Source organism: Corynebacterium sp. HMSC076G08 (genome assembly GCF_001811515.1).
Taxonomy (GTDB): Bacteria; Actinomycetota; Actinomycetes; order Mycobacteriales; family Mycobacteriaceae; genus Corynebacterium; species Corynebacterium hiratae.
This window is the reverse complement of record NZ_KV805049.1, coordinates 32,017-58,955: the sequence shown is the minus strand read 5'-3', so window position 1 is coordinate 58,955 and position 26,939 is coordinate 32,017. Positions and strand designations below refer to the sequence as shown.

24 protein-coding genes are annotated in these 26,939 nt (G+C 59.1%); 10 read left to right on the top strand and 14 right to left on the bottom strand.

Translation table 11 applies throughout. The features are described from left to right. Window positions 1-287 precede the first annotated feature (287 nt). From HMPREF2806_RS07365 to HMPREF2806_RS07345, 5 genes are read left to right on the top strand one after another with little or no spacing between them, the layout of a single operon-like run. Window positions 288-923: an MptD family putative ECF transporter S component gene (locus tag HMPREF2806_RS07365; RefSeq protein ID WP_049155193.1), complete on the top strand. Its 636-nt coding sequence runs from the start codon at window positions 288-290 to the stop codon at window positions 921-923. Beyond that, entirely contained in the window at window positions 920-1,645 is a 726-nt protein-coding gene (locus tag HMPREF2806_RS07360; protein WP_010187692.1) for an energy-coupling factor transporter transmembrane component T family protein, read from the top strand. Before HMPREF2806_RS07365 ends, HMPREF2806_RS07360 begins: the two co-directional genes overlap by 4 nt. Continuing rightward, on the top strand, window positions 1,642-3,111 hold the full coding sequence (locus HMPREF2806_RS07355; protein WP_070517049.1) for an ABC transporter ATP-binding protein: 1,470 nt from the start codon (window positions 1,642-1,644) through the stop codon (window positions 3,109-3,111). The genes HMPREF2806_RS07360 and HMPREF2806_RS07355 overlap by 4 nt, the downstream gene beginning before the upstream one ends. A gap of 7 nt (window positions 3,112-3,118) precedes the next feature. Then, complete coding sequence (locus HMPREF2806_RS07350; protein ID WP_070517047.1) at window positions 3,119-4,867, top strand: ABC transporter ATP-binding protein; 1,749 nt, start codon at window positions 3,119-3,121, stop codon at window positions 4,865-4,867. Continuing rightward, window positions 4,860-6,632: an ABC transporter ATP-binding protein gene (locus tag HMPREF2806_RS07345; RefSeq protein WP_070517045.1), complete on the top strand. Its 1,773-nt coding sequence runs from the start codon at window positions 4,860-4,862 to the stop codon at window positions 6,630-6,632. The genes HMPREF2806_RS07350 and HMPREF2806_RS07345 overlap by 8 nt, the downstream gene beginning before the upstream one ends. A 144-nt stretch (window positions 6,633-6,776) precedes the next feature. On the opposite strand, the gene HMPREF2806_RS07340 is transcribed toward HMPREF2806_RS07345, so the two are convergent. The 6 genes from HMPREF2806_RS07340 to HMPREF2806_RS07320 form a co-directional block, all read right to left on the bottom strand. Then, entirely contained in the window at window positions 6,777-7,010 is a 234-nt protein-coding gene (locus HMPREF2806_RS07340; protein WP_070517043.1) for a hypothetical protein, read from the bottom strand. A gap of 481 nt (window positions 7,011-7,491) precedes the next feature. Further along, complete coding sequence (locus HMPREF2806_RS13335; RefSeq protein ID WP_118779515.1) at window positions 7,492-7,773, bottom strand: MFS transporter; 282 nt, start codon at window positions 7,771-7,773, stop codon at window positions 7,492-7,494. A 223-nt stretch (window positions 7,774-7,996) separates the two neighbouring features. After that, window positions 7,997-8,353, bottom strand: coding sequence for a hypothetical protein (locus HMPREF2806_RS07335; protein ID WP_070517041.1), 357 nt, complete (start codon window positions 8,351-8,353; stop codon window positions 7,997-7,999). 11 nt (window positions 8,354-8,364) lie between these two features. Continuing rightward, window positions 8,365-8,739: a TetR/AcrR family transcriptional regulator gene (locus HMPREF2806_RS07330; protein WP_230308896.1), complete on the bottom strand. Its 375-nt coding sequence runs from the start codon at window positions 8,737-8,739 to the stop codon at window positions 8,365-8,367. A 184-nt stretch (window positions 8,740-8,923) separates the two neighbouring features. Continuing rightward, window positions 8,924-11,161: a LamG-like jellyroll fold domain-containing protein gene (locus tag HMPREF2806_RS07325; RefSeq protein ID WP_070517040.1), complete on the bottom strand. Its 2,238-nt coding sequence runs from the start codon at window positions 11,159-11,161 to the stop codon at window positions 8,924-8,926. Between the two features lie 203 nt (window positions 11,162-11,364). After that, window positions 11,365-13,149 (bottom strand): flavin-containing monooxygenase, encoded by a 1,785-nt coding sequence (locus HMPREF2806_RS07320; RefSeq protein WP_070517038.1) that lies wholly within the window; start codon window positions 13,147-13,149, stop codon window positions 11,365-11,367. A 204-nt stretch (window positions 13,150-13,353) separates the two neighbouring features. Here HMPREF2806_RS07320 and HMPREF2806_RS07315 point away from each other — a divergent pair, with 204 nt between their 5' ends. Together HMPREF2806_RS07315 and HMPREF2806_RS07310 are read left to right on the top strand one after the other, a co-directional pair. Continuing rightward, window positions 13,354-13,776 (top strand): OsmC family protein, encoded by a 423-nt coding sequence (locus HMPREF2806_RS07315; protein ID WP_070517036.1) that lies wholly within the window; start codon window positions 13,354-13,356, stop codon window positions 13,774-13,776. A 134-nt stretch (window positions 13,777-13,910) separates the two neighbouring features. Further along, the gene (locus HMPREF2806_RS07310) at window positions 13,911-14,837 is read left to right on the top strand and encodes a DUF1906 domain-containing protein (protein WP_070517034.1); all 927 of its coding nucleotides are present in this window, start codon (window positions 13,911-13,913) and stop codon (window positions 14,835-14,837) included. A 23-nt stretch (window positions 14,838-14,860) separates the two neighbouring features. On the opposite strand, the gene HMPREF2806_RS07305 is transcribed toward HMPREF2806_RS07310, so the two are convergent. From HMPREF2806_RS07305 to HMPREF2806_RS07280, 6 genes are all read right to left on the bottom strand, one after another. Beyond that, complete coding sequence (locus tag HMPREF2806_RS07305) at window positions 14,861-15,877, bottom strand: hypothetical protein (protein ID WP_070517032.1); 1,017 nt, start codon at window positions 15,875-15,877, stop codon at window positions 14,861-14,863. Window positions 15,878-15,928: 51 nt separating this feature from the next. Further along, window positions 15,929-17,575: a solute symporter family protein gene (locus tag HMPREF2806_RS07300; protein ID WP_070517030.1), complete on the bottom strand. Its 1,647-nt coding sequence runs from the start codon at window positions 17,573-17,575 to the stop codon at window positions 15,929-15,931. A gap of 3 nt (window positions 17,576-17,578) precedes the next feature. Beyond that, a complete protein-coding gene (locus tag HMPREF2806_RS07295) occupies window positions 17,579-17,923 on the bottom strand; it encodes a DUF485 domain-containing protein (protein WP_046647301.1) in 345 nt (114 codons plus the stop codon). Between the two features lie 473 nt (window positions 17,924-18,396). After that, window positions 18,397-19,254, bottom strand: coding sequence for an aldo/keto reductase (locus tag HMPREF2806_RS07290; RefSeq protein ID WP_070517051.1), 858 nt, complete (start codon window positions 19,252-19,254; stop codon window positions 18,397-18,399). Between the two features lie 176 nt (window positions 19,255-19,430). Further along, window positions 19,431-19,787 (bottom strand): FKBP-type peptidyl-prolyl cis-trans isomerase, encoded by a 357-nt coding sequence (locus HMPREF2806_RS07285; RefSeq protein ID WP_010187736.1) that lies wholly within the window; start codon window positions 19,785-19,787, stop codon window positions 19,431-19,433. 128 nt (window positions 19,788-19,915) lie between these two features. Beyond that, complete coding sequence (locus HMPREF2806_RS07280) at window positions 19,916-21,208, bottom strand: citrate synthase (RefSeq protein ID WP_082254410.1); 1,293 nt, start codon at window positions 21,206-21,208, stop codon at window positions 19,916-19,918. Window positions 21,209-21,359: 151 nt separating this feature from the next. Between HMPREF2806_RS07280 and serC the strand changes: the two genes are divergently transcribed. The 3 genes from serC (at window position 21,360) to HMPREF2806_RS07265 (ending at window position 24,623) form a co-directional block, all read left to right on the top strand. Continuing rightward, complete coding sequence (serC, locus tag HMPREF2806_RS07275) at window positions 21,360-22,490, top strand: phosphoserine transaminase (protein ID WP_070517028.1); 1,131 nt, start codon at window positions 21,360-21,362, stop codon at window positions 22,488-22,490. A 120-nt stretch (window positions 22,491-22,610) separates the two neighbouring features. Continuing rightward, on the top strand, window positions 22,611-23,786 hold the full coding sequence (gene sepH / locus HMPREF2806_RS07270; protein WP_049154153.1) for a septation protein SepH: 1,176 nt from the start codon (window positions 22,611-22,613) through the stop codon (window positions 23,784-23,786). Window positions 23,787-23,792: 6 nt separating this feature from the next. Next, window positions 23,793-24,623 (top strand): DUF6928 family protein, encoded by an 831-nt coding sequence (locus HMPREF2806_RS07265; RefSeq protein WP_070517026.1) that lies wholly within the window; start codon window positions 23,793-23,795, stop codon window positions 24,621-24,623. On the opposite strand, the gene HMPREF2806_RS07260 is transcribed toward HMPREF2806_RS07265, so the two are convergent. After that, window positions 24,575-25,396: a TrmH family RNA methyltransferase gene (locus HMPREF2806_RS07260; RefSeq protein WP_070517024.1), complete on the bottom strand. Its 822-nt coding sequence runs from the start codon at window positions 25,394-25,396 to the stop codon at window positions 24,575-24,577. The genes HMPREF2806_RS07265 and HMPREF2806_RS07260 overlap by 49 nt on opposite strands. Before the next feature lie 44 nt (window positions 25,397-25,440). Next, window positions 25,441-26,844 carry an NCS2 family permease gene (locus tag HMPREF2806_RS07255; RefSeq protein ID WP_070517021.1) on the bottom strand — a complete coding sequence of 468 codons (1,404 nt, stop codon included), beginning with the start codon at window positions 26,842-26,844 and terminating at the stop codon, window positions 25,441-25,443. Between the last annotated feature and the right edge of the window lie 95 nt (window positions 26,845-26,939).

Below are 26,939 nucleotides of genomic sequence, written 5' to 3'. Positions count from 1 at the left end.
ATCAGGTGTCTACCAAACAGGGGTCAGGTCCGTGATTGGTTCCCCGCCCCATCTGCGTCCGATGTAGAGGCGGCGTAGTTTGCCTCCCCATCGCAGGGTTGTCTTGCCGTTGGTGCCGATTTTGTCGGTACTTAGTCGGTAGTCGTGGTCTGGTTTGATGTCTACTTATCTGCATTCACCCCCATTAAGGGTGAATCTTCAGATCAAAACTTGAAATGCTTTATAAACAGTATTACCTAACTTAGGCAAGCCTTACCTTTCCTGCTGTTCATAAATCGAGGTTTACTATGACCCAACAGTCCTCTACGCCCGCACGGAGTGCAAGCTCATCCAGTGGGTCGACGGCACGTTTAAACACCAGAGATCTCATCAACGCTGGCATCTTTGCTGCACTTTACTTTGTAATCACCTTTGTAAGCGGAATGATTGGATTCGCAGGACCACAATTCATGTTTATTGGATGGTTCATCGCGGCAATCGCAAACGGAATCGTGCTAGCGCTTTATGCCGCCCGCACGCCCAAAATGGGTGCTTTCACCCTCGTCGGTGGTATTAACGGACTAGCATTCATGCTCACCGGACACTACTTCTGGACCCTGCTGGGAAGCATAATTCTAGGGTTTATCGCGGATTTGATTATTACAAAAAGCCACCTCAGTATTGCCAAATCCTTCCCTATTTCCTACAGCGTCTTCTGTGTCTGGATTTCTATGCCTTTTATCCCGCTAATTCTGGATACGGACTCCTACTACGTCGATATCGCAGACCAAATGGGTCAAGAATATGCCGATGCCATGTCGGATATCTTCCAGCCATGGACCATTGGAGTACTGGCCATTTGTGCGCTCATCGTCGGCTTTATCGGAGGAAAGGTCGGAGTTCGCGTCAGCCGCAAACACTTTGAAAGCGCTGGTCTCCTGTGAGCCTGCAAAAACAGGGCGTGCTTCATCGATCTTCGATCGATCCACGGACCGTGCTGCTTTCTGTTCTAGTAATCAATGCGGTAGCTCTCAGCCACGGCCACCTACCGACACTGCTGATTTCTATCGCTTTCAGCTCCATCGCACTAGCTACAGTAAAACCACACTATGGTCTTATTTGCCTGTTCGCTTTTGCATTATCCTATCTAGGGTACTGGGGCCTATTACAGCTTCCTGGCTCCACATTTTTCGCTTTTTCAGCGGCAATTTTTTCGTGGCTAAGCCGTTTTGTCATCAGCATGTCCATCGGCACATTCGGCTTGCTCACTCTCACACCATCCACGTTGACCTCAGCACTGCGGGACCTGCGTTTACCAGGCTGGGCCACCATTCCACCGGCGGTATTCCTGCGCGTTTTGCCGATCATCGTGGCAGAAGCCAAAGCCATCCGCGATGCCATGGTCCTTCGGGGTCTCCAGCCTGGAGTAAAAAGCTGGATCACACAGCCCACACAATCGTCCGCGATGTTGATCATCCCCTTATTAGGTGCCGTCGTCCGCGCTGGTGATGAGCTCGCTGCCTCTGCTCTTGTCCGGGGATTGGGAGGACCCGCACGCCCAACCACCACCGCCGATCTTTCCTTCAAGCTTGTCGATGCAACTGCACTAGCTGGGTTGGGCCTCGTTGTTGCCTCTGTCTGGCTTCCCACGGAGGTCCACTTATGAACGAACGCAGTATCGCAACCAGTGTAGACGCCCACAACGTTTCTTTTACATATCCATTGGGAGCTCGGCCAGGCATTCAAGGTGTATCTGATGTGTCTTTTTCTGTCTCTCCAGGACAGTGTCTACTGATTACCGGTGATTCCGGATCGGGAAAGTCCACGGTACTCAAGTTGATCAACGGACTCATCCCCCATTTCAATCCAGGAGAGCTACTAGGCACCATCACTATTATAAAGGATGACCAGGCTTTTACCCCTGCGGAAGAACCGCTGTCCCGAGCCATCGAGTTCAGCGCCTCAGTATTCCAGAATCCAAGGACACAATTTTTCACTGAAAGCGTCAATGCAGAATTGGCCTTCGGGCTAGAAAACCTTGGTGTAGATCCCAAAGAAATTGAGTCGAGGATTCAATCAGCGGTCGAGCTACTAGGCATTAACGATCTTCGGGGCCGGCGATTCAAAGAATTATCCGGTGGGCAGTTACAAACCATGGCATGCGCATGCGCGCTTGTGTCCCCGGGCAGTCTCGTGCTTCTCGATGAACCCACGTCCAATCTCTCTATGGAAAGCATCGATATTCTTGCACGCGTGCTACACCGCTTGAAGGAATTAGGCACAACGATCATTATCGCTGATCACCGTCTCTTTTTCTTAAAAGATATCGCTGACCAAGTTATTTACTTGACTCAGGGAAAAATAACGCGGAGTTTCCGCGCTCAGGAGTTTTATGCCTTAGACGAACCCGAACGCAAACAATTGGGGCTACGCAGCTTACACCATGTTCCCCTGCCCGCGAGCGTGCCGGTACCACCCACGCTCGAAAACGCCGATCCCCAGCGGAGCGGACTCGAGCTAAGCAACATCTGTTTTTCTTATGGCGCACATGAGGTATTAAACATTGACCACGCATTTTTCCCCAGCGGCGAAGTCACCGCCTTAATCGGGCCCAACGGCGCTGGAAAAACCACCCTCGCCAGGATCATTTGTGGTCTTGCTTCTCCCAAACGCGGCGGTAGTCTCCGTTTGAACAGCAAACGAGTCGGAGCGGCTGCCCGCAGACGTGCCGCGTACATGGTGATGCAAGATGTTGGCCGCCAATTATTCGCAGCCACCACCGAAGAAGAAGTCACGCTCGGACTGGCAAAGAAGAAGCGGGACCACATCGATGTCAATGAGATTCTCCATCGCCTCGATCTGGCAGGAATGGCCCAACGGCATCCGCAGTCTCTGTCCGGTGGGCAACGGCAACGCTTAGCCATAGCTTCAGCCCAAGCCGAGCAAGCAGCGATCTACATCTTCGATGAACCTACCTCTGGCGTGGGCTGGCGCCAACTGCAATCCATCTCTGCGCTACTTCGATCTCTTGCAGCAAGCGGAGCAGTGGTCATCGTCATCACCCATGACCACGAATTCATCCAAGAATCAGTCACCAGAATCATCGATATGACTGACATCAACAAGAATTGAGAAAGAAATGTCTGAACTAAAACAAAGTTCCACAGAATCAAGCGGAACCCACGCACCAGAATCACACGGTGCGTCACCGGAAGAAGAGGCTCGCGCAAAACTAAAAGCCGGCCAGGTCGCTCTAAAAAAACTACTGGCCCCAGTGCAAACAACCATCTACTTCGCACAGTTTCTCGCGCTTATATCCTCGGTACTCGCCGTAGCACCCTACGTCGCGTTGGTGGCACTGGGAAATGCTCTAATCGACGGCAATACTGATGACGTCGCGTCCATTGTGAAATGGCTACTTGCTGCATTTTTGGGCCAGCTATTCTTCTATTTCCTTGCCCTTGCAATCACCCACTTCGCTGATGCAAAGCTGGTGGGGATTAACCGGCGCCGAATTATTACCGCTATTGCGAAAGCACCACTCTCGTGGTTTAGCCAGACTAATTCCGGCAAAGTCCGCAAAGCCGTCGAGGACGATACGTTAACTCTGCACACCCTGACAGCCCATGCTCCTGTAGAGAAGGTCGCCGCGATCTTTACGCCCCTCGCGCTTCTGGTTTATGCCTTTATCTTGGATTGGCGCCTTGGTCTACTTTCTATTGCCACTGTGCCCATTTTCCTAGCAATCCAAGCATATTCAATGAAAGATATGGGCACAAAAACTGCGGAAATGGATAATTATCTGGGTGAGGTCTCTGCGACTGCGGTGGAGTTCTCCGAAGGTATTTCCGTCGTCAAGGCTTTCGGCACCGTTGGCAAAGCCCACGCTCGATATCGCGAAGCTGCCCAAAAATTCGCGGAATTCTATTACGAGTGGGTACGTCCGCTTCTGCGTGTTTCCGCAATCTCAGAGTCTGTGGTGGCGGTTCCTGTCCTCATCCTTATCAATCTAGGAGTGGGTTCCCTGCTGATAGCTGGTGGCTATGTCACGGTCGCTGAAGTCATCGCAACAACGTTAATTGCGCTGGTGCTCCCGGGCACGATTCAAACCGTCGGCCAAATGATGTGGTCTTACCAGCTCGCTGGCAATGCGGCGTTGCGCCTTGATGAAGTCATGACAATTTCCAATGTGAAAGAAGGCCAAAAGAGCCTCGACGCCAATAGTCAAGACATGGAGGTGGAGTTCCATAAGGTCAGCTTTAGCTACGCCCCAGACACACCAGTCCTCCAAGACTTTTCTGCGCAACTAAATGCAGGCACTGTCACGGCATTGATTGGCCCCTCCGGGTCTGGCAAATCCACAGCAGCAACGATGTTGGCGCGTTTCCAGGATCCAGATTCGGGCACAATCACTATCAACAACGTGGATATCCGTGATCTCACTTTCGACAGTTTGTACCGCACTGTGGCTTTCGTCTTACAAGATCCTCACTTACTGCGTATGAGTATTCGGGAAAACATTCGCCTTGCACGCCCAGAAGCCCGCGATGAAGAGATCTGGCAAGCCGCAGAGGCTGCGCACATAGCTGCTGATATTCGCGCTTTACCGGCTGGGCTCGACACCGTTGTTGGTGAGGACACCTCTTTATCCGGTGGACAACAGCAACGCATTTCTATTGCCCGGGCAATCATTACCAATGCCCCAATCTTGATCCTAGATGAAGCTACTGCGGCAACTGATCCTGACTGCGAAGCAGAAATTCAAGCAGCTCTAGCCACACTCGTCAGAGGCAAGACCGTCTTAGTCATCGCCCACAAGCCGGAGTCCATCCAAGGAGCAGACCAAATAATCTGCCTCAAGCCTATGAAGGATAATTCTCATGTCTAATGCCACTACGCCTGTTAGTTCGCGTCTTCGTGATCCGCTACTCACTCGCAGTGTCAAAAAGCTGCAAAGTCCTGTAGGCCATAAGCTCAATAAAAGGTATGCTTGTCTATCGCTTATCGTTGGCGTGCTTGATGGCCTCGCCGTTCTCACGCTCGTGCCACTTACAAAGGCACTCGATGGGGATACGACGATCGCACCATGGATGTGGACGCTTTTGGCAATTGCGCTCGTAGCTTTTGCGCTACGATTTTTCGCAACCATGGCCTCTTACCACACGGCCTTGGATTTCATCCGAGCCGCGCACACGACTGTGGGCGATAAATTAGCAACGCTACCGCTCGGCTGGTTCGTACCGGCTAATACCGGCGGCCTATCTCGCCTCGTTTCAGATCGCTTTATGGTGGCGGCCGAGACCATTGCGCATATTCAAGGAACGATATACCGCGATAGCGCGGCACTTGTCACCTTGTTAGTAGGAGCGTGTTTCTGGAACCCGAAGCTGGGCTTGGTCCTTCTTATCATCGCACCATTGGCGCTCGTGGTGATGCAGTTGGCTGCATGGATTCGTGAGAAAGCATCGAACCGCGCACTGGGGCCGAGTAAAGAGCTCTCCCAGCGCATCGTAGAATTTGCTAACCGTCAACCAGCCCTGCGCGCGGCAGGACAATCACAAGTTTTTGCGCCACTAGAGCAAGCGCTAGAAATCGACCATAAAGCACGAATACGCGAGCTATGGGTATCCACATTAGCTTTGCTACTCAACGGCATAGTAGTGCAGATCTTCATTGTGGCTCTCATTATGGTCTCCGCGGATCTTGCCGTTGAAGGCGCCCTATCGCCACTAGAAACAATTGCGATCATCGGAATCAGCTTGAGGTTTACCCGCACGCTTGAGCAGCTGGGTTCTTCTTTCGTCGGTTTAGATGCCGGCCGTATCGCGCTTGCAGAAACTGAGCTCATCACCGATGCTCCTTCCCTGCCAGAACCCACTACTCCGCGCCTAGGCGATGGTTCGGGAAATGTAGAGCTGCTTAATGTCACGTTTGGATACGGCGATAAACCAGTATTGGTAGATGTCACTTTCCATGCTCGACCAGGCACCGTTACCGCCATTGTCGGTCCTTCTGGCTCCGGAAAGACCACAATTGCGCGCCTTATTTCGCGATTCTGGGATGTAGATTCCGGGGCGGTGATGGTTGACGGCGTAGATATCCGCGAGCTTGGAACCGAACAGTTAATGTCCAGGCTGTCCATGGTCTTTCAGGACGTTTACCTCTTCGACGACTCGTTAATCGCTAATATCCGCGTTGGTCGTCCCGACGCCTCCGATGAGGAAGTCTTCCGCGCAGCTGATCTTTCAGGCGTGACTTCTATTGCCAACCGCCTAGGGTGGCATACTCCTGTTGGTGAAGGCGGGCGGCTTCTATCCGGTGGTGAACGCCAGCGCGTATCTGTAGCTCGCGCGCTTCTCAAGCAAGCGCCGATTGTACTCTTTGATGAGGCTACCTCCGCGCTCGATGCAGAAAATGAGGCAAACATTCTTGCTGCGATGGACGAGCTACGGGAGCAATCTACTTTTATTGTCATCGCCCATAAGCTGGATACAATCAAATCTGCTGATCAAATCGTAGTCTTGGATGAACACGGGCAAGTCAGCCAGCTGGGCACGCATTCTGAGCTTTCCGATGTCCCCGGTATCTACCGTCACTTCTGGCAGCAACGCAAAGCAGCAAGCGGGTGGAAAATCAGTTCGGGACGCGATTAACGCGGGCACCGAGATCGGCATTGTTTGCGGGGGCACCCTTCTCCGCCGCAGCACGGAGCACCCTAAGTGCACCGACAAAGCTCGAAGCGAAGAATGCAGTAGCGGCTACGAGCGACCACTGCGCGGCGTTGGCCATGCCTTCGCTTAAGGCCCACACCACTGCCCCAGGCGCACGGTGGTTTGCGTTGCGGAGGCTTGCCCGGAGTCATCGACGGGAATATCCCGCAGCATCGTGCCGGTCAGCTGCGCGGAGGCGAACCCTAGGCCCAAGCCGTACAGGGTCAGCGGCGCGGCGATGATCCAACCATTCGTATCCGGCCCCATAAGCAGGACGAGGATAAGGACGCCGACGGCTTCCAAGCCGAGCCCAATGAGCACGGTGCCAGGCGCCCCGTACCGTGCCGCGACGTGGGGGCTGCTGCAACGGAGAAGAATGCACCGATTGCCGTGGCTGCCAGCACCAGGCCAGACAACACCGTGCAGAGGTCCAACGTATTAATCAGGTACAGCAGCAACACGAAGATGATGGCAAACTCGCCGATTGCTACCGCACCAGCGGTGATATTGTCCCACGAGAACGTGGAATAAGAAAACAATTCAAGATACAACAGCACCGAGCGGTGACCCCGCTCGCGGTGCTTTTCCGACCTGATTAACAGCGCGAAGCCCACGGCCGAAACCGTGAGCCCTAGCGGAACCGGTGAAATAGCCGCGTTTTCGAACCAGGTCCAGCCAAAGAAGCTGAATGAGGATTGGGGCTCCCACCAGCCTAGGTCGGGCCCTCGATAATCGCGAATACCAGGACACCCATTCCGTCAGTGCACCACCGGCAAGGGTCCGACCGCTGCCGCACCGGAAATTACCGCGCCCCACACACCAAAGGCTGTTGCGCGGTATTTGCCGCGGAATACGGTTTACCCGTGGAAAGCGTGGAAGGCATGATGAACGCAGCACCGATTGCCTGTACTGCGCGCGCGGAGATCCACGTGGCGGTCGAGGTAGGAAATCCCGCCAATACGCTGCCTGCCACGAATATTGTCAGGCCGGTGAGGAAGGCGCGCTTGCGTCCCCAGGTATCCGCAATCTTGCCCCGTCGCAGAGCAGCTCCGCCAGTAGCACCGCATAGAGGCTGTTGACCCACTGCGCCTGCGTCAGGTTGAGCTGCAGGTCAGTGATGATTGAAGTGTCCCTGTTTTGTCCCGACTGAGTAGATAGGACAAAACCTGGGGCACTTTAACTCCAGAACCGAGAGCCGTTCAGCCTAAACGTGTCATTCTCCGTGAATAGTGTGGACGAGAATTCACAGTTTTCGCCTGCCATTTACCGTGAATGACATCAAGCACTGACGCTGGGACACGTCAGGCTCAGACGGCCTGAGCCTTTTCGTTGATGCGCGCTACACATTCAGTCGGGTTCTCCAAGGAAACGATGAACCGATCGAAATGCTCGTCTTTAAGCTCGATGACAACGGCATTCTCATAGCCGCTAATGTTCCAGAAATGTCGGCCGCCATCCGCGTGGAAGGTGCCCGCTAGCTTCTGTCCACTGCGCAGCCCCGGCGCACGAAAACCTTTTGGCTCATGCTTCATGCCAGGGTCATGGGTAGCGCCTCGCACATGCTCCCACGGAACCTTGATACTGCCGGTCAACGACCAGAGCTTATCTAGCCCGAGTGGTTCGACGATGAGCTCTGTTTCTGTCAGAGTGAGTTTGTTGTTCATGATGCCTCCCCTTAGTGTTTGCGTCCTTGTGCACGGGCGAGCGCATGCTGCCCTAACGATTCCGGGCCCGTGAAGCACAGTTCATAAGCCCGCTGGATAAGCTCGCGTAAATCCTTACTGACTGGCGCCACCTCAACCAGTGCCACCACCACGAAGTCCTTTGTCGCATCCGATACTCGGCCGCCTTCAGCTTCAGCGCACACCGTTTCAGCTGCTGCACGAAACAGTCCATGCTTCGAGCCATAAAGGTTGTAGAAGCTGGACCGGTTAAGTCCCAGTTGATTCACCACATCATCCACTGAGACTGCAGTGAATCCGTTCGTGCCAAATAACGCGATCGCGCCGGCAAGAACTTCTTTTTCATTGAATTTACGAGGCCGTCCCATAAGTTTCATACTACTCATTCCAGAATGGTTTGTCCATAACTAGATCGTCGTTGGCCACGCAGCGAAGCCGCTTCATCGAAGCAACGTTTCTAACAAATAGTGACCGCCGCGAAATGTAGCAACACAACAGAAAATCCCCCGTCTCACTGTGAGACGGGGGATGGAGGTTAGTGGGCTGAGCTCTCTAGTTCAGGCCCGGAATCTTCGGCAGCTGTGGCTGTGGGATGTTCAGACCGAAGATGCGGTTGATGGTCGGGATAAGGGCGTAGGCGGCGCCGCCGACGGCTGCGATGACGGCGACGATGGGGAGGATAATCTTCGCGCCACGGCTGGAGCCAGCGAAGAAGGCCTGGCCAATATCGCTGGCGGAAGGCTCCTTCGTGTTGGTCGGCTTAGCGGGCGTGCTCGGCTCGGTAGTCGACTCAGACGGGGAGGTGGTCGCGGAAGAGGACGGCTCCTCATCCTTCACGGCAGGGCGGGCGGTGAGCCACTGGTCGGAGTCCAGAACGCCCTGGGTCAGGCGGGTCTCACCAATCCAGCCGTACCACGGGTCCTGCGGCTTGCGGTTATCAAAACCAGCGCCCATGACCCACTGCAGGTCGCCCGGGAGGAGACCCTCAGCGCCCTTGGCGTTGCGCAGGATGGGGGCACCGTTGATGAACATCTCCACGGTGTCGGAATCCGGCTTGTTCACCACGGCAATGTGCATCCACTCTTCGGTGGGTACCTCGTGGGACCAGACGGTAGAGCCTTCGCCTTCCTTCGGCTCTGCCCACCAGCGCAGCTCACGGAGGTTGGAGATGCCGAACATGACGGTGGGGTCGGTGTCATCGGAGCCGTCGACAAGCTCGGCAATGCTGGAGTCGCGGGAGATTGCGCTTCCCCAGCCATGCTCAGAGCCGTTGAAATCCTTCGGAATCTTCACAAAGGACTCGAAGGTGTAGCCCGCGGAAGTATCGACCTTGTTGATCTCAGCGCCTTCCTTGGAACGGAACTCCGCCATCGCGGCCTTGCCGGCTGGGTCGGACCAGTAGAGGGAGCCAGAATCAGAGGACAGCGGGTGGTGGTCCTTGGTGTAGGTGATGCGCTCGCCCGTGTTGGAAGGACCACCCACGCGAACGAGGTCACCGGCACCGTCGGCGCCGAAGGCATCCGGAATGACTGCGCCTTCGGTGGCCACGTCGCCGTCGGCAAGCTGCTTGCCGTCCTTGTTCTTGGTCTGGCCTGGGCGCCAGTGGAAGACGGTCTTGTCAGACTTCACGAAGTCGTTCGGGCCCTCCGGAAGCTGATCCTTCGGGATGGTGTACGGGGTGTAGCCTTCCTCCGCGATGTCGCGGGCCTTCTGGCCAAGGTCCGGGTCATTCTCATCGCCGATGGACCAGTCTGGGGCGAAGTCAGCGAAGCGCTCCTTGAAGTTGAGCGTCACGTGGTAGCTATCGCCCTTGCCGTCGAGGATGAGCTTGTCGAACTGCGTGAGCTCCTTGGCCGGCTTCTGCGCCACCCACGGGGAGAGGGCGGTCATCTCCAGCTCATTGCCGGAGAGGTCAAACTCCAGCACGCCGAGCAGGCCGTTGCCGCCCTGGTACGCCATCTGGTAGTCCTGCAGGATGCCAATAACGTCGTGGCCTGCATCGTTCTTATCCACGCGGTAGCCCGCGCCGTGGTGGTGGCCGCCCATGGTGAGGAAGATCTGGTCGTTCTTCTTAATGAACTTGTCCCACAGGCCCTCGCCGTAGTCCTCAGAGTAGAAGACTTCGCCGGCGCCATCGATGTTGAGAACCTCGTGGCTGGTGAGAATGACCGGCAGCTCCGGGTGGGCATCGAGAACACCCTGGGCCCACTTGAGAGCCTCGTCATCCGCGCGCCACGCCAGCGCCAGGACCAGGTACTTCTGGCCCTCGGCCTCAAAAATGTGGTATTCGGAATCGTTGTTGACCGCGGTGTGGCGCTCTTGGAAGGTTTCCGGGTTGGCGGTCTTGGCGCGCTCGGCACCGAAGTAGACGTCGTACGGGTGCGCTGACTTATCCTCAATCATGTCGTGGTTGCCCGGCAGGATGGAGTAGTTCAGGTCGGAATCATCGAGGACCTTCATGGCCTCGTCGGCAACCTTCCACTCACCCTCGACATCCGCCTGGTCCACCACATCACCGAGGTGGGTGGCGAAGTCCATGTTGAGCGCTTCCTGGTTCTTCACCAGCCACTCGACCTGCGCCTTAAAAGGTTCACTGCCGTAGCGCGCCTGGGCCAGGTTGCCGGTCTCCGGGGTGGAGTAACGGGAATAGAACTGAGTATCCGGCAGCACTCCGATGCTAAAGCGCGAGCCCAAACCTTCTGTTGGTTCGGCGGCGGAGGCGGGGACAACGAGGAACGTACCGGCCACCGAGGCGGTGACCAGGGTGCCGAGCAGGCGGCGAGCAGTCATAGATCTTCCTATCAAAACGAAGTAGTGAGGTTGCTCCATGGTTTAAGCCAAGGAGCAACCGACAGAGACAAGGAAAGATTATGGCCCTGAGTTTGCGACCGCGTGACCACAATGTGAATTTCCTTTTAAATGACTACCCGCCATTTAGCTTCCTCATGGCGTTGCGATCCACTTCCGCAGGCTCCTGCCTGCGCTCTTCTGCCTTAAGAGGTGTGGTACACCGGCGCCAGTTCATAGACCGGAGTATCCATCCCCTCATAGCGCGCCTTGAGCTGAAGCGCTAGGTAGCGCGAATAGTGGCGCGATTGGTGCAGGTTGCCGCCGTGGAACCACAGCTGCGGCACCTGGGTGGGCTTCCACATGTTGCGCAGCTCGCCCTCCCACGGGCCGGGATCCTTGGTGGTATCCGAGCCCAAGCCCCAGCACTTGCCCACGGTGTCAGCGACTTCCTTAGAAATCAACTGCTCGGCCCAGCCATTCATAGAGCCGTAACCGGTGGCCAGCACGATGACATCGGCGGGTAATTCGGTACCGTCGGTGAGCACCACGGACTTTTCCTTCACCTCCGAGATGGACACGCCAGACTTCACCGGGATGGAGCCATCAATGACCAGCTCGCTGGCACCGACGTTGATGTAGTAGCCCGAACCACGGCGCAGGTATTTCAGATAAAGACCCGAGCCGTCATCGCCAAAGTCGTTCTGGAAGCCGGCCTTCTCCAAACCGTCATAAAAGTCTTTATCGGCCTCACGGATGCCGTCGAAGACTTCACGGTGGACGTCGGGAAGCACGGCGTAGGGCCAGGAGGCAAAGAGGAGGTCCGCCTTATCCGTGTCCACACCGGCCTCCACGGCTTCTTCCGAATAGAGCGGGCCGAAGACATCCTTCATGAGGGTGTCCGATTGCACGATGTGCGTGGAGGAACGCTGAATCATGACCGGCCGTGCACCATGCGCGTAGAGGTCCGCGGCGATGTCGTGGGCGGAGTTGTTCGCGCCCAGCACAATGACGTCCTTACCCTCATCGCCTGCGCCACCCGGGTGTTCCGAGGAGTGCCGGATTTCCCCGGCGAAGTTCTCCTGCCCTTCCAGGTGGGGACGATTCGGCACACCGGACATGCCCGTGGCCAGAACCAGCTGTGTGGGTTCCAGAAGAATCCCTTCCCCGTCCTTGCGAACGGTGACCTTCCACGTGCCGCTGAGCTCATCGAAGGTGGCCTTCACGCATTCACTATTGGTCCAGTAATCCAAGTCCATGATGCCCACGTAGTGCTCGAGCCAATCCCCCATTTTGTCTTTCGGGGTGAACACCGGCCAGTCATCTGGGAAGGGGAGGTACGGCAGGTGGTCGTACCACACGGGATCGTGCAGGCACAGCGAGTGGTAGCGGCCGCGCCACTGGTCGCCGGGGCGGCCCGCCTTATCGACGATAAGCGTGGGAACACCTTGGCGCTTCAGGCGCGCCCCGAGCGCGATACCGCCCTGGCCACCACCGATGATGAGGACGTAGGGCTGTTCCGTATGCCCCAGTGCCGCACGGCGCTCCTCCCGCAGGTCCGCCCAGTTCTTGGCGTCCTTGACCACCTTGTGCTCCGTGCCCAGCGGGCGGCGGCGCCCCTTAGGCTCCGGGAAATCCTTGAGCTCGCGCGCGGAGGTGAGGAAGGTCCAGGCCTTGGCATTTCGGAGGCGAACAATTGCCGTGACATAAAAGTTCGCAGACTCACACGTGAAGTGGACCCGCGTTACGCCATTGCCTTCGTCCTCCACCTCTGTTATCTCCGGGTTGTCGAGCGCAGCGTCGGTGCCAGCGATCATCGCGGCGATGGCTTCCGAACCTTCGGCGGTGTGCAGGTTCCACGTCACCGCAGCAAGATCCCGCCAGAAGCCCCCGGACTCGAAAACCTTCTCCACGTCTTCCACGCCAGGCTCCTCTTGGTGCGTGAGGGCGACGAGCTTGTCTAGCCAGTCACGAGCATCCACGGTTTCCATAGCCACCACTCCTTTGGGTCGAAAAATTGTTTGCACCACTATTACCGATTTAAAGAGACATGAGTCACAGCCCCGCCCCCATCAGATAACTTTGCAAATTGACCTACCCGACCTTTCCGCCGCTCACCGCGACGCGGTTAAGACCCGCAAACCCCAGCTCCCTCCCCCGCTGCCCAGCTCCCCCACCGTCGCTAGGATGACGCTATGAGCAACATCACCAAGAAATACTCCGTCGACGTCACCCGCATCGATACAGGCCACTACCGCGCCACGAATGCCGAAGGTATCAGCCTCGAGTTTGGCCGCGCTGAGGGACTACTCAGCCCAGTTGAGTTGCTGCTCGCCGCCGTGGCGGGCTGCTCGGCCGTGGACATCGACGTGGTCACCTCGCGCCGCACAGAGCCGGAGCTTTTCGACGTCCACGTTGAAGGCACCCGCGTCGACGAAGACGGGGCCTCGCGGCTGAGCGACGTCGACGTGGAATTCTCTCTCCGCTTTCCCGATACTGACGCTGGGCGCCAGGCCCAGTCCATGGTGGAGCGCCTCGTGCGCATCTCCCAAGAAAAGGACTGCACCGTATCCCGCACGGTAGAAAACCCCACTAACGTCACTTTCCGCACGACATAGCCCTAAGGAACTTCAGGCAAAGAGGATTGCCGTCGCACCCAGCAAATGCTACCCCTGGTGCAATTTTTAGCCTTTGTGACTAAAGTGATTTCGGAAACTTTCTTCTTCACCGCCTCCCAAGGAGAATTCACACCATGTCCTTGTCCCGTCGTTCCCTGTTCAAGGCCGGTGCCCTCACGCTGGCCGCCGGTGCCATCGGTAGCCAGGCGCCCGCCGCTCTCGCCGTGGGCCCAGCTTTGGGCACCATCATCGATTTCTCTGCCGGTGTTCCTTCCGCCCGCGCCATCAAGGCAGCCGGCCACCTCGGCGCCATCCGCTACGTATCCCAGCGCCGCCCCGGCGCCGAATGGATGAAGGGCAAGCCTGTCACCCTGGCGGAGACCAAGGCCAACGCAGCGGCAGGCCTCAAGACCGCCTCCATCTACCAGTTTGGACGCGCGGAAACTGCTGACTGGCTCAACGGCGCTGCGGGCGCCGCAGTCCATGCGCCGCAGGCCATCGCCATCCACAAGGCTGCGGGCGGACCGACCGGGCGCCCCATCTACATTGCCATCGATGACAATCCCACCCGCGCCCAGTACGAGAACCAGATCCGCCCCTACCTCAAGGCCTTCTCCGCAGCACTGAGCGCCGCGAGCTACCAGACCGGTGTATATGGCAACTACAACGTCATCGACTGGTGTGTTGCCGACCGCATCGGCCAGTTCTACTGGATGCACGACTGGGGCTCTGGCGGAAAGCTCCACCCGCGCACCCCCATCCACCAGAAGGCCAAGAATCAAGCCACTATCGACGGCGTAACGTGCGATATCAACACCGTTTATGCCAACGACTGGGGCCAGTGGACCCCGGGCGATGGTGCTGTGGAGCCGCCAAAGGTCAAGGACATCCCGGCAGTGCCTGACGACATCCCGCTGCCCAATGTTTCCCTGCCGGATCCCACCGGGCGCGGCTCCAGCGTGAGCGGCGATGGCATCACCATCGCCGGCTCCTCCATTAGCAATGACCAGGTGCGCGGCGCGGTGGATATCCTCAACACCGTGCGCAAGTCCATGGGCTAATCAACACGCGGCGGCGCTGGTTTCTACTGCGCCGCCGTTGTCTTCGTTGCCGAAGAAGACGGCTTGGAGGACGACGACGTGGTCGATGACGCCGGTGCCGGCGATTCTGTAGACGCCGCTGGCTTTGAGGTGCTGGAGGGGGCAGCGGTAGACGTCGTCAAGCGCGTGGTGCTAGCGCCAGGATGGGCCAGCGCCTCTTTGTTCAAGTTGTTTCCCTTCACGAGGTTCTTACCCGTGATTTCCTTGCGCACGTAGGACGTAAGCTCCTCGGCAGAGCCCTCGATGGAGGCAGCCACAACAAAGTTCTCCCCAAAAGACACCGAAGAGTGTCGGTCCTTACTGTCCGACCAGCCCCATTTTGATCCCACGACGTCACTGAGCTTCGCGGTGCCATAGTTTTGCTGGTAGCCATCGGCTGAGACGGCATCGGCGTGAGACATCGCCACCAAAACTGGGTGCGTCGGATCATCTTCCAAGAGCTGAACGATGAAGCGCACCACGTCATAGGTTGAGGTCATCGAGTGACCCCAATCCTCCCCCGCTGACGTAGAGTCCAGCCCATATTCCTTGGCGATTGCATCGATGGACCGCGGGTACTTCTCAAAGAGCTTCCCGGCGCTCTCATCCGAAGAATCAGCAATCATGTCCAGCGCTAGATACTTGTCCTCGAAGGAACCGTGCTCGAGCACGTAGGCGGCGATGTAAAGCTTGATCAGGCTGAGCGCATAGCGCGGCTGGTGCTCGGTGGGTGAGCCCATGTGCATGCCTGTCTCAATGCGGTAGTACGTGATTGACTTCTCGTCATCGCCCTTGAGGAATTGCCCCACGGTGTCCTCTACCGCCGCGAGTTGTGGATCGCCCTTCTTATGCGCGATGGGGCCGGGAGTAGCCGTGCTGGTGTGCGTTGGGCGCCCCACCGTGGAGTCTTCTTCATTCGCAGGCGAGCACGCAACAAGGGCCGTGGCACCGAGCACGCACGCCAGAAGGGCGGCACCAGCACGCGCTGGTACCGCCCTATAACGAGGCTGCGGGTAAAACACGAGGTTAGAGTCTACCCGCTACCGTCTGGAATGTAGTGCTTGAGGTGGCGCTTAGTGGTCCACCGGAGCCTCCACGCCCACACCGGTCAGGGAGCGAACCTCCATCTCGGCGGACAGCTCTTCCAGGTTGTCCGGCGGGGTCATGATGGACACGATCCAACCGGCGAAGAAGGCCAGCGGGATGGTCACGAGGCCCGGAGAGGACAGCGGGAAGATGGACCAGTCGGCGTTCGGGAACATCGAGGTCGGAGTACCGGAAACTGCCGGGGACAGGAAGATGAGCACCAGGCAGGAGATAACACCGGTGTACATCGATGCCACAGCACCTGCGGTGTTGAAGCGGCGCCAGTACAGGGAGTACAGGATGGTCGGCAGGTTGGCGGATGCTGCCACGGCAAAGGCCAGGGACACCAGGAAGGCAACGTTCTGGGTCATGGCCAGGATGCCCAGGATGATGGACACGATGCCGAGGATAACCACGGTGATCTGGGAAACGCGGACCTGCTCGGCTTCGGTGGACTCGCCGTTGCGGATGACGGAGTGGTAGACGTCATGCGCGATGGAGGCCGAAGCGGTGATGGCCAGGCCAGCCACAACGGCCAGCACGGTGGCGAAGGCGACTGCGGAGATGACCGCCATGAAGATGGAACCACCGATTTCGAGGGCGAGCAGCGGTGCTGCTGCGTTGGCGCCACCCGGTGCGGCGAGGATGCGGTCCGGGCCAACGAGGGCGGCAGCGCCGTAGCCCAGAACCAGGGTCATGAGGTAGAAGGCACCGATGATGACGATGGCCCAGGTAACGGAACGTCGAGCCTCGGTCGCGGTCGGCACCGTGTAGAAGCGCATGAGCACGTGCGGCAGGCCACCAACACCCAGCACGAGGGCGATACCCAGGGAGATGAAGTCAAGCTTGGTGGTGAGGTTCTTGCCGTACTTCAGGCCCGGCTCCATGATCTGGGAGGCCTCGTAACCCTTCTCCTGGATAGCAGCGGAGTTGGCGTGCATATCAATGGCCTGGGTGAAGAGCGTGCTGAAGCCACCCTTCAGCATGACGAAGGTCAGGATGCACATGATGACCACGCCGGTGACCAGGAGCACGGCCTTGATCATCTGCACGTAGGTCGTACCCTTCATGCCACCAACGAGGACGTAGACAATCATGAGGATGCCCACGATGCCGACAACAACGGCCTGCCACTTGAACTCGTGAATGTCCAACAGCACGGCAACCAGGGAGCCGGCGCCTGCCATCTGGGCAATGAGGTAGAACAGCGACACGAACAGGGTCGAAATCGCGGCCGCCACGCGCACCGGGCGCTGCTTGAGGCGGAAGGACAGCACGTCGGCCATGGTGAAGCGGCCGACGTTACGCATCGGCTCCGCGACGAGCATCAGGGCGACGAGCCAGGCAACGAAGAAGCCGACCGAGTAAAGGAAGCCATCGTAGCCGTTGAGGGCGACAGCACCGACGATGCCCAAGAAGGACGCGGCGGAGAGGTAGTCACCGGAAATAGCTAGGCCATTCTGGCGGCCGGAGAAGCTACCACCACCGGTGTAGAAGTCAGAGGCTTCCTTGGTGGACTTACCTGCACGCAGCACCACGTACATGGTGACGACAAGGAAGGCGGCGAAGACCGCAATATTCAAAATCGGATTGCCAGCGGAGGATTCCGCTTGGGCCAAGGTAATGGTCTGCATGGTTTAGCCCTCCAGTTCCTGGCGAATAGCCGCCGCCTGCGGCTCGATGTTCTTGTTGGCGTAATTGACGTAGATGTACGTAATGATGAAGGTGGTCAGGAACTGAGCCAAGCCGAAGATAAGGCCGACGTTCCAACCGCCGCCAAGCTCGATGGCCATGAAGTCGGGCGCAAAAACTGCGGCCAGCACGTAGAGGACGTACCACAGAAAGAACGCCACTGTCATGGGGAAGGTGAACTTGCGGTATGTGCCGCGCAGCTTCGCAAACTGCGAGCTATCGCGCATCTCGACGAACTCTTGCGGCGTCGGTTCGCGGCGCGAGTCAATCGAAGCAGGTGCGTCAGTCATGTCGCTCTCCTTACAAGGGAATCTTTTCTCCACAAACCGCGGTGAGAGACTAACTACAGTGTCTTCAGTCACGTTTTGCCTTGCCCAGTAAGTTACCTAACCTCTCTTGCAAGGTTGTAAATCCTGCCAAGAAAAGTTAATAACGCACACTTTTATTACCCCCTACCCCCGCGATGACATGGGATTTCTATCGCGTTGCCAACACCCCCACAGGAAACTCCAAACAGTGAATCTAATTTAGCAAAGCGAAACTTCGCAGCCATTGTGGAGAGCTTCGCGCTTTTGCGGCATCCCTCAGAGCACCCTCACCCCCCTTGCACGCCCACTGCCAGAAAGCACAACAAAACCCGCCTTCCCCGCTCCGCCCCTCCCCTATTTATCCCTATTTATAAGGAATAAGAAAAATATAGTGAAGGAGAAACAAAGCGTGGAAGGCGGGCTCTATCGCTCGCACTGGGACTGTGCCCGGCTATTTAAGCGCCAGGGAACTCACGCGGATCCTTAAACATGCGGCCAAAACCTTCCTGACCGTCGAGCGCATCGAGTGCGGCAACATCCTCTGGTGCAAGCTCCACCTCCGCGGCCGCGAAGTTCTCCGCTAGGCGCTCTCGGCGGCTGGACTTCGGAATAACGGAAATGCCCTTGCTCAACAGGTACGCCAGCACGGCCTGGCCCGGGGTGATGTCGTGCTTCTCAGCGACGGCGATGACCTCTGGGTTATTGAGGATCACACCGCGCGCCAGCGGGGACCACGCCTCCGTCACGATTCCGTGGTTGTCGTGGAACTGACGCAGCTCCGGCTGCGTGAAGCCCGGGTGCAACTCCACCTGGTTGAGGACCGGAACGATACCCGTCTCATCGATTAGAGTCTGCAGGGTCTCCTCGTAGAAGTTAGCCACGCCAATCGACGCGATCTGCCCCATGCCCTGCATGCGGGCAATCTCCTCGAAGGTTTCCACGTACAGCCCGCCCTGCGGCCAAGGCCAGTGGATGAGGTAGAGGTCGAGGTAATCCAGCTGCAGCTTATCCAGGGACGTACGGAAGGCCTGGCCTACCTTGTCTTTACCGTGGTGATCATGCCAGACCTTGCTGGTAATAAAGAGCTCATCGCGGGTGACGTCGCCGGCCTTCATGGCGTCATGCAACGCCTGGCCCAGCTCTTCTTCATTCTCGTAGAGGGTGGCGGTGTCGAAGTGGCGGTAGCCCAGCTCGATTGCTTCACGCACGGCGCGGACGAGATCCTCCCCGCGCAGCTTATAGGTTCCAAGCCCCAGCAGGGGCATCTCGCGGTCATCATTGAACGTGGTTTGTGGGACACTCATGGCTTCCATTGTGCCGCACTCCCGCGCGCTGTGGGGGAAGATTCTGGTATCACCGACCGCACGGCAGCCCTTAACGCGCGAACCGCCCTGACCGGCCGCGCAGAAGGCGCGGCCGGTCAGGGCGTTCAGAGCGTCGACAGCCCAAAGGAAAGAGGCACTACCCTCCATTCCTTTAGGCTTTGGATTTAGGCACGAATGAGGTCGATAACGAAGGTCAGCGTGCGGCCGGACAGCGGGTGTGCACCACCGGCGGGGCCATAGGCCTTCTCCGGCGGGATAACCAGCTTGCGGCGGCCGCCCACCTTCATACCTGGGATGCCCTCTTGCCAGCCGGCGATGAGGCCGGTCAGCGGGAACTCGATCGACTGACCGCGGCCCCACGAAGAGTCGAACTCCTGGTTCGTCTCATAGTCGACACCTACGTAGTGGACCTCAACGAAGCCGCCCGGCTGGGCTTCGGCGCCGTCACCCACCACGATGTCTTCAATGACAAGGTCCTGGGGAGCTGGCTCCGTTGCCGGCTCAATTACGGGCTTTTCCATTGGGGGTTATCCTCCTTGGACTGTTTTCTTCTTTGCTGGCCGCATACACGTGGGCCGAGCCACAACACTCCCCAGTATAAGGGGAGGTGTGGGGCTCGGCCCTAGAAATGCAGCGTATGGGCTATTGTTTAGCGCTCGCTGCGCGGGGTGACCTTGCGCAGGGTCTCACCGGTGTAGATCTGGCGCGGGCGGTTGATCTTGGTGTTGAGCTCAAGCTGCTCGCGGTACTGAGCAATCCAGCCCGGCAGGCGGCCAATGGCGAAGAGGACGGTGAAGAAGTCCGTCGGGAAGCCCATGGCGCGGTAGATGAGGCCGGTGTAGAAGTCCACGTTCGGGTAGAGCTTGCGGGAGACGAAGTAGTCGTCGTTCAGCGCAATCTCCTCGAGCTTCATGGCCAGGTCCAGCATCGGGTCCCCACCGAGGTGTTCGATGATCTCGTGGGCGGTATCCTTGACGATTGCCGCGCGCGGGTCGTAGTTCTTGTACACGCGGTGGCCGAAGCCCATGAGGCGAACGCCCTTTTCCTTGTTCTTCACGCGGTTCATGAAGTCGGTGGCATCGCCGTCGTGGTTGTTCTGGATATCCTCAAGCATCTCCAGAACGGCCTGGTTAGCACCGCCGTGCAGCGGGCCGGACAGGGCGTTGATACCACCGGCGATGGCGACGAACAGGTTGGCCTGCGCGGAGCCAATCATGCGAACGGTGGAGGTGGAGCAGTTCTGCTCGTGGTCGGCGTGCAGGATAAGGAGCTTATCCAGAGCCTTGGCCACGATCGGGTCAACCTCGTACTCCTCAGTCGGGTAACCGAACATCATGCGCAGGAAGTTCTCGCGCGCGTTCAGCTTGTTATCCGGGTACATGTAGGGCTTGCCCTGGGATGCGCGGTAAGCATAAGCGGCCAGCATCGGCACCTTGGCCAGCAGGCGGACGGTTGCCTTATCCAGCTGCTCCTCATCCAGCGGGTTGAGCTGGTCCTGGTAGTAAGCGGAGAGAATGTTAACGGAAGAGGCAAGAACGGCCATCGGGTGCGCGTCGCGCGGGAAGATATTGAAGGCGGCCTTGAAGTCCTCATCCAGCAGGGTGTGGTGACGGATATCGGTGTTGAACTTCGACAGCTCGTCTTCATTAGGCAGGTGTCCCTTAATCAACAGGTAGGACACCTCGTTAAAGGTGGCATTCTCAGCGAGATCCGCGATGTCGTAGCCACGGTGGCGGAGGATGCCTTCCTCACCGTTAATAAAGGTGATCTTGGACTCGGTGGAACCAGTAGCCGCATAACCCGGGTCGAAGGTGACGAGGCCGGTCTCGTTACGGAGCTTGCCGATATCGAAGCCGGAGTCACCCTCCGTGGACTGCTTAATGTCCATCTCGTACTCGCCGCCGGGGTACTGCAGTACAACCTTGTTGTTTTCAGATGCCACGTGTTTTCCTTTCCTCAATGTTCAACGCCGGCCAAGGCCGGCGCAACAAGACTAAACCTCTTCACACTTTAGCAAAACTTGTGACTCTGCCAACATTGGCAATCCTGGCAAAGTATCTAGTGCGCGAACGAAACTAGGCTACACTGCCCACATGAGCAACTCAGAACTCGTCCTGCCAGCAGATCTCCTCCCTACCGACGGCCGTTTTGGCTGCGGGCCGTCCAAGGTCCGCCCCGCCCAAATTGAGGCAATCACCGCCGGTGCCGACACCATCATTGGAACTTCGCACCGCAAGCCAGCCGTCAAGAACCTCGTCGGCTCCATCCGTGAGGGACTCTCCGAGTTGTTCGCACTGCCAGAGGGCTATGAAATTATCCTCTCCCTCGGCGGTGCTACCGCTTTCTGGGACGCCGCAACCTTCGGTCTCATCGAAAAGAAATCCGCGCACCTAAGCTTCGGCGAATTCTCCTCTAAATTTGCTAAAGCCGCATCCGCCGCCCCGTGGCTCGACGCCCCGCTCGTCACCGAAGCAGAGGTTGGCACCGCCCCAGACCCGAAGGCTGCCGACGCCGAAGGCGCCGACATCATCGCCTGGGCCCACAACGAAACCTCCACCGGCGCTATGGTTCCGGTCAGCCGCCCCAACCCCGATAACGCAGAGCAGCTCGTCGTCATCGACGCCACCTCAGGCGCCGGCGGCCTGCCGGTCAACATGTCTGATGCCGATGTCTACTACTTCTCACCCCAGAAGTGCTTTGCTTCCGACGGCGGCCTGTGGCTGGCTGCTATGTCCCCGGCGGCGCTGGAGCGCATCGAGAAGATCAACTCCTCCGATCGCTTCATCCCGGCCTTCCTGAACCTGCAGACTGCGGTAGACAACTCCCGCAAGAACCAGACCTACAACACTCCGGCCGTCGCCACGCTGCTCATGCTGGAGGACCAGGTGAAGTGGATGAACGCCAACGGCGGTCTCGACGGCATGGTCAAGCGCACCACGGAGAACTCCTCCATTCTGTACAACTGGGCCGAGTCCCGCCCGGAGGCGACCCCCTTCGTGGCCGAACCGTCGGCACGCTCCCTGGTGGTCGGCACCATCGATTTCGAGGACTCTGTCGACGCCGCCGCAGTGGCCGCTACGCTGCGCGCCAACGGCATTCTCGACGTCGAGCCTTACCGCAAGCTCGGCCGCAACCAGCTGCGCGTGGGCCTGTTCCCGGCGATAGACTCCGCGGATGTCACCAAGCTCACCAAGGCTATCGATTACGTTCTGGATAACCGTTAGCCCTCGCTACTGACTTGGTACGTCGCACAACATGCCCCGCGCTCTTGCCAGAGTTCGGGGCATGTTCTGGGTAAAGTGGACTTCATCACATGTCCGCTACCAGGCTAAGGAGCGCCCACCATGCGCGAGATTTTCCTCGCACCCAGCGACTCAACTGACACCTCGCTCGTCCTCCGGGCCGAGGATGGTGAGGAGTTCTTCCTCGAGGTCACCGACGAGCTTCGCGAGCTTCTCGCTCCCGCCGATTCCGCCGAACCCGCTTCCGAGAACGAGGGGGCGGAGCAGGACGCAGAAAACACCGACGAGGAGGCAAGCGACTCCTCCCCCGCCTCCGCGCAGCAAGACCATTCCACCGGGCTGCGCACCGTTATGCCTGCCTCTGGTGGCTCGCCTTCTTCCCCACAGAGCCAGCCTGCACCGCAGGCACAAGAAATCCGCCTGCGCCCCAACGAGATTCAGGCCCGCATCCGCGCCGGTGCTTCCGCTGCGGAGATCGCCGAGGAGCTCGAGGTTCCAGAATCCCGCATCGAACCTTTCGCGCACCCGGTGCTGCTGGAGCGGGCGCGCATCGCGGACGTCGCCAAGCAGGCCCACCCCATCCGCGAAGATGGCCCAGCCAAGCTCACGCTGTGGGAGATCCTGGCCACCGCCTTTGCCGCGCGCGGACACTCCCTGTCGGAGGCGACGTGGGATGCCTACCGTCACCAAGGCGAGCCGTGGATCCTGCGCATCACGTGGAAGACTGGGCTGTCCGCCAACGAGGCGGAGTGGACCTTTAAGCAGACGATGTCCTCCCCGGCCACGGTGGAGGCACGCAACTCTGTGGCCGCAGACCTCACCGACCCAGACTTCGTGCAGCCGGTGCGGTCGCTGACCTCCGTGGGCCGCGGCGAGCGCTACGACGAAGCCATCGACGGGCGGGAGTATGCCGAGGGCCGCGAGGTCAACGAAGCCGCACGCGCCGGTACCCCTGGCGTGACGGAGCTGTCCTCCTACACCGGCGGCGATGACGCCGCTAACGAGGCAGACGGCGGTGCATACGCCGAGCCTTCCGTCCTTCCCTCCCCGCACGGTGGGGAGCACCCCGCTGAGGGCGCAGCCGATGCGGACACTGCCTCTTCTAACGAGGAGGCCACACAGCAGACGGATGAGAAGGACACCGGGGTTGACGAGGACTTCCTCCAGAACCCGGATCCGGAACCTAAGCCCACCAAGCGCCGCCGCAAGGCCGTCACCCCGCACTGGGAGGATGTGTTGCTCGGCGTTCGTTCCTCCACTAAGCGCCCCCGCGAGTAGCCTGCCGTGGATACGCAAAGCGCCGTTCTCACTCTGTGGTACGTCACCGCCGCCGACCCCGCCGAGGTCCTCCGCGGCGAGCCTAAGGCCGACCGCGGCTTCGGCCGCAAGTTCCTCGCTCAGCTCAACCCCGCACTGCCGGTGACTCCCATTGGGCAATTCCCCCTCAACCGTTCCGCCGAGCCCGGCGCGAGCGAGTTCTATGTGGGCGGCTATCCCGGTGTGACCGTGGTGCAAACCATCATCCACGACGATCAGCTGACTCTCTCTCAGCTGTCCCGGACCTTGCGCGAGGCCGTGCCCGCCACGGAAATCTACGCCTTCGCCTCCAATCCGGAGACTGGCTATGCCGGGTTCGCCCACTGGACGGGCAGCCGCCTGCGCCGGTCGCTGTGCGGGACGCGTTTTAACCTCTACGAGGACCATGGTCTGCCCGAAACCTTCGAGGCCCCTTTCTGGGCCGGGGAGATGGATGAGCCGGTGGGTGGGATTTCCCTTCCCTTTGAGCCGCTCAATATCACCGAGGCCGCCCAGGAATTCTGGTTGGGCATCGAGGTCGGCGCGGATGGCCCCGACGTGGACGTCGTAGGCTATGCCACCGACGGGCGCCCCGAGCCCAAGGTCGACACTCCCCCGCCGCGCCGCAGCGTGGCCGAGGTAGCCACCACCTCAGTGTCGAAGCTGGGGCTCAATGACTATGACGACTACGAAGAGTACGACCTCGAGCCGGAATCCACCGGTGAGGAGATCATCCGCACGGCCAAGCACCTCGGCGGCTTGGTGCGGCGCTACGCAGTATCGACCTCGCGGAACCTCTGGGAGCGCTGGCGCTCGTAGAAGGCGATGGCCGCCGACGTCGCCACATTAAGGGAATCCGTGCCCTCCGACATGGGAATGCGGGCGCGCACGTCGGTCGCACGCATGGCGTGCTCGGTCAATCCTGGCCCCTCCGCACCGACCAGCAGCGCCACCTTGTCCGCGCCCTCTAACGCATCAGCAATGTGCACGGCATCCGGATGCGGGGTCAGCGACACCAGCCGGAAGCCCTGCTCGCGCAGCTTCTCCAGCCCGCGCTGCCAGGTGGTAAAACCACCGTCGAAACGCGCCCAGGGCAAGCGCAGAACGTGACCCATGGACACGCGCACCGAGCGGCGGTACAGCGGATCTGCGGCACCCGAACCTAAAAGGATGCCGTCGACGTCCATACCGGCGGCGTTGCGGAAGAGCGAGCCGATGTTCTCATGGTCCCCCACGCCTTCCATGATGGCCAGGGTGCGAGCACCTTCGAGGACCTCGTCCACGGTCCAGGCCTCCGCGCGGTCCGCCGCAGCAACCAGCCCGCGGTGCATATCGAAGCCCGTGACTTCCCCCAAAGTCTGTCGGGTTACTTGGTAGACGGGGATATCCCCGACATCATGGTTCGCCAGGAAGGTGTCGAGCTTCGCCTCAAAGCCGATGATGCAGCGCACCGGGAAGCGGGAGGCCAGCAGGCGCTCCACGCACAGTGGGCCCTCACCAAAGACGAAACCCTCGCCGGACTTATCCGCGTGCTTGAGATCGCGGATATCGTCCAGGCGAGGGTCTGTGGGGTCATCGATGACAAAACGCATGGGCCCTAGTCTAGGCGCAGGGCCAGCTGCTCCCCCTAGGCGGGCTATGCCAACAGCGAGCTGATGGGATCCATGGCGAAGTAGACCACGAAGAGGGCCGCCACGAGCCACATGATCCAGTGCACCTTCTTAGCCTTACCGGCAAAGGTGGCCATCAGTGCATAAGCGATGAAGCCCACGCCAATACCGTTGGCGATGGAGTAGGTGAAAGGCATGACCACGATGGTGAGGAAGGCCGGGATGGCCTCCTCCATGCGGTTCCACTCGATGTCCTTGAGCTGTGCCGCCATCATCACACCGACGATAACGAGTACGGGGGCCGCCGCCTCGATCGGCACGATCTCGTAGAGCGGGGTGAGGAACATGGCCAGCAAGAAGATCACACCGGTCACAACGTTGGCCAGTCCGGTGCGGGCGCCGTCACCGATACCAGCCGCCGAGTCCGCAAACACCGTGTTGGAGGACACCGAACCGGCACCACCAGCTACGGCGCCAAAGCCTTCCACCACCAGGGCAGTCTTCATCTCCGGCAGGTTGCCCTTCTCATCCACGAGGTTGGCCTGCTTGCCCAGGCCGTTCATGGTGCCCATGGCATCGAAGAAGTTGGTGAGCAGCAGGGTGAAGATGAGCAAGACGGTGGAGACCACGCCCAGCTTGGTGAAGGCACTAATCGGATCGACCTGGCCCACAATCGACAGGTCCGGCAGCCCGCCCAGGGAGCTGGGCACCTCCGGGGTGGCCATGCCCCAGTCCTCGGAACCGGTAAAGGCCTGAATGATCATGGCGATGATGGTGGTGATGACGATGCCGATGAACAGGCCGCCACGCACCTGGCGGATGACGAAGAAGCTGCACAGAATCAGGCCCACGACGAAGACGAAGGCAGGCCAGGTCGCAATCGAGCCGTTCACGCCTAGGCTCACCGGGACGGTGGTCATCGCGGCATCCGGCACGCGGGTGACGAAGTGCCCGTCCACGAAACCGATGAGGGCGATGAACATGCCGATACCGACGCCCATCGCGGCCTTCATGGACGCGGGGATAGCGTCGAAGACGGCCTGGCGGAAGCCGGAGATGGCCAGCAGGACGATGATGAAACCTTCGATGACAACCAGGCCCATGGCCTCGCGCCATTCCAAGCCGTTGAGGGAGACCATGGTCACGGCCACGAAGGTGTTCATGCCCAAGCCCGCGGCCATGGCGAACGGGTAGCGAGCAATCATGCCGAAGGCGATGGTCATGACACCGGCCACCAGCGCGGTGGCGGCAGCGACTTGCGGGATTCCGAGGGTGGTTCCGGCCGAGTCAGCGGAGGTACCCAGGATGAGAGGGTTGAGGAGAATGATGTAGGCCATCGCGAAGAACGAGACCACGCCGGCGCGGACCTCGGTTCCAATGGTGGATCCGCGTTCGGTGATTTTGAAATAGCGATCGATAGCTGCGTTCATCGTGAGTGAGCGCCCCTTCTATCTAGAGAAATGAAGTTTTACCTGCTAAGGGTGCTCCATCGGGGCACTAAAACGCAAAACTCGCACGCTGCATC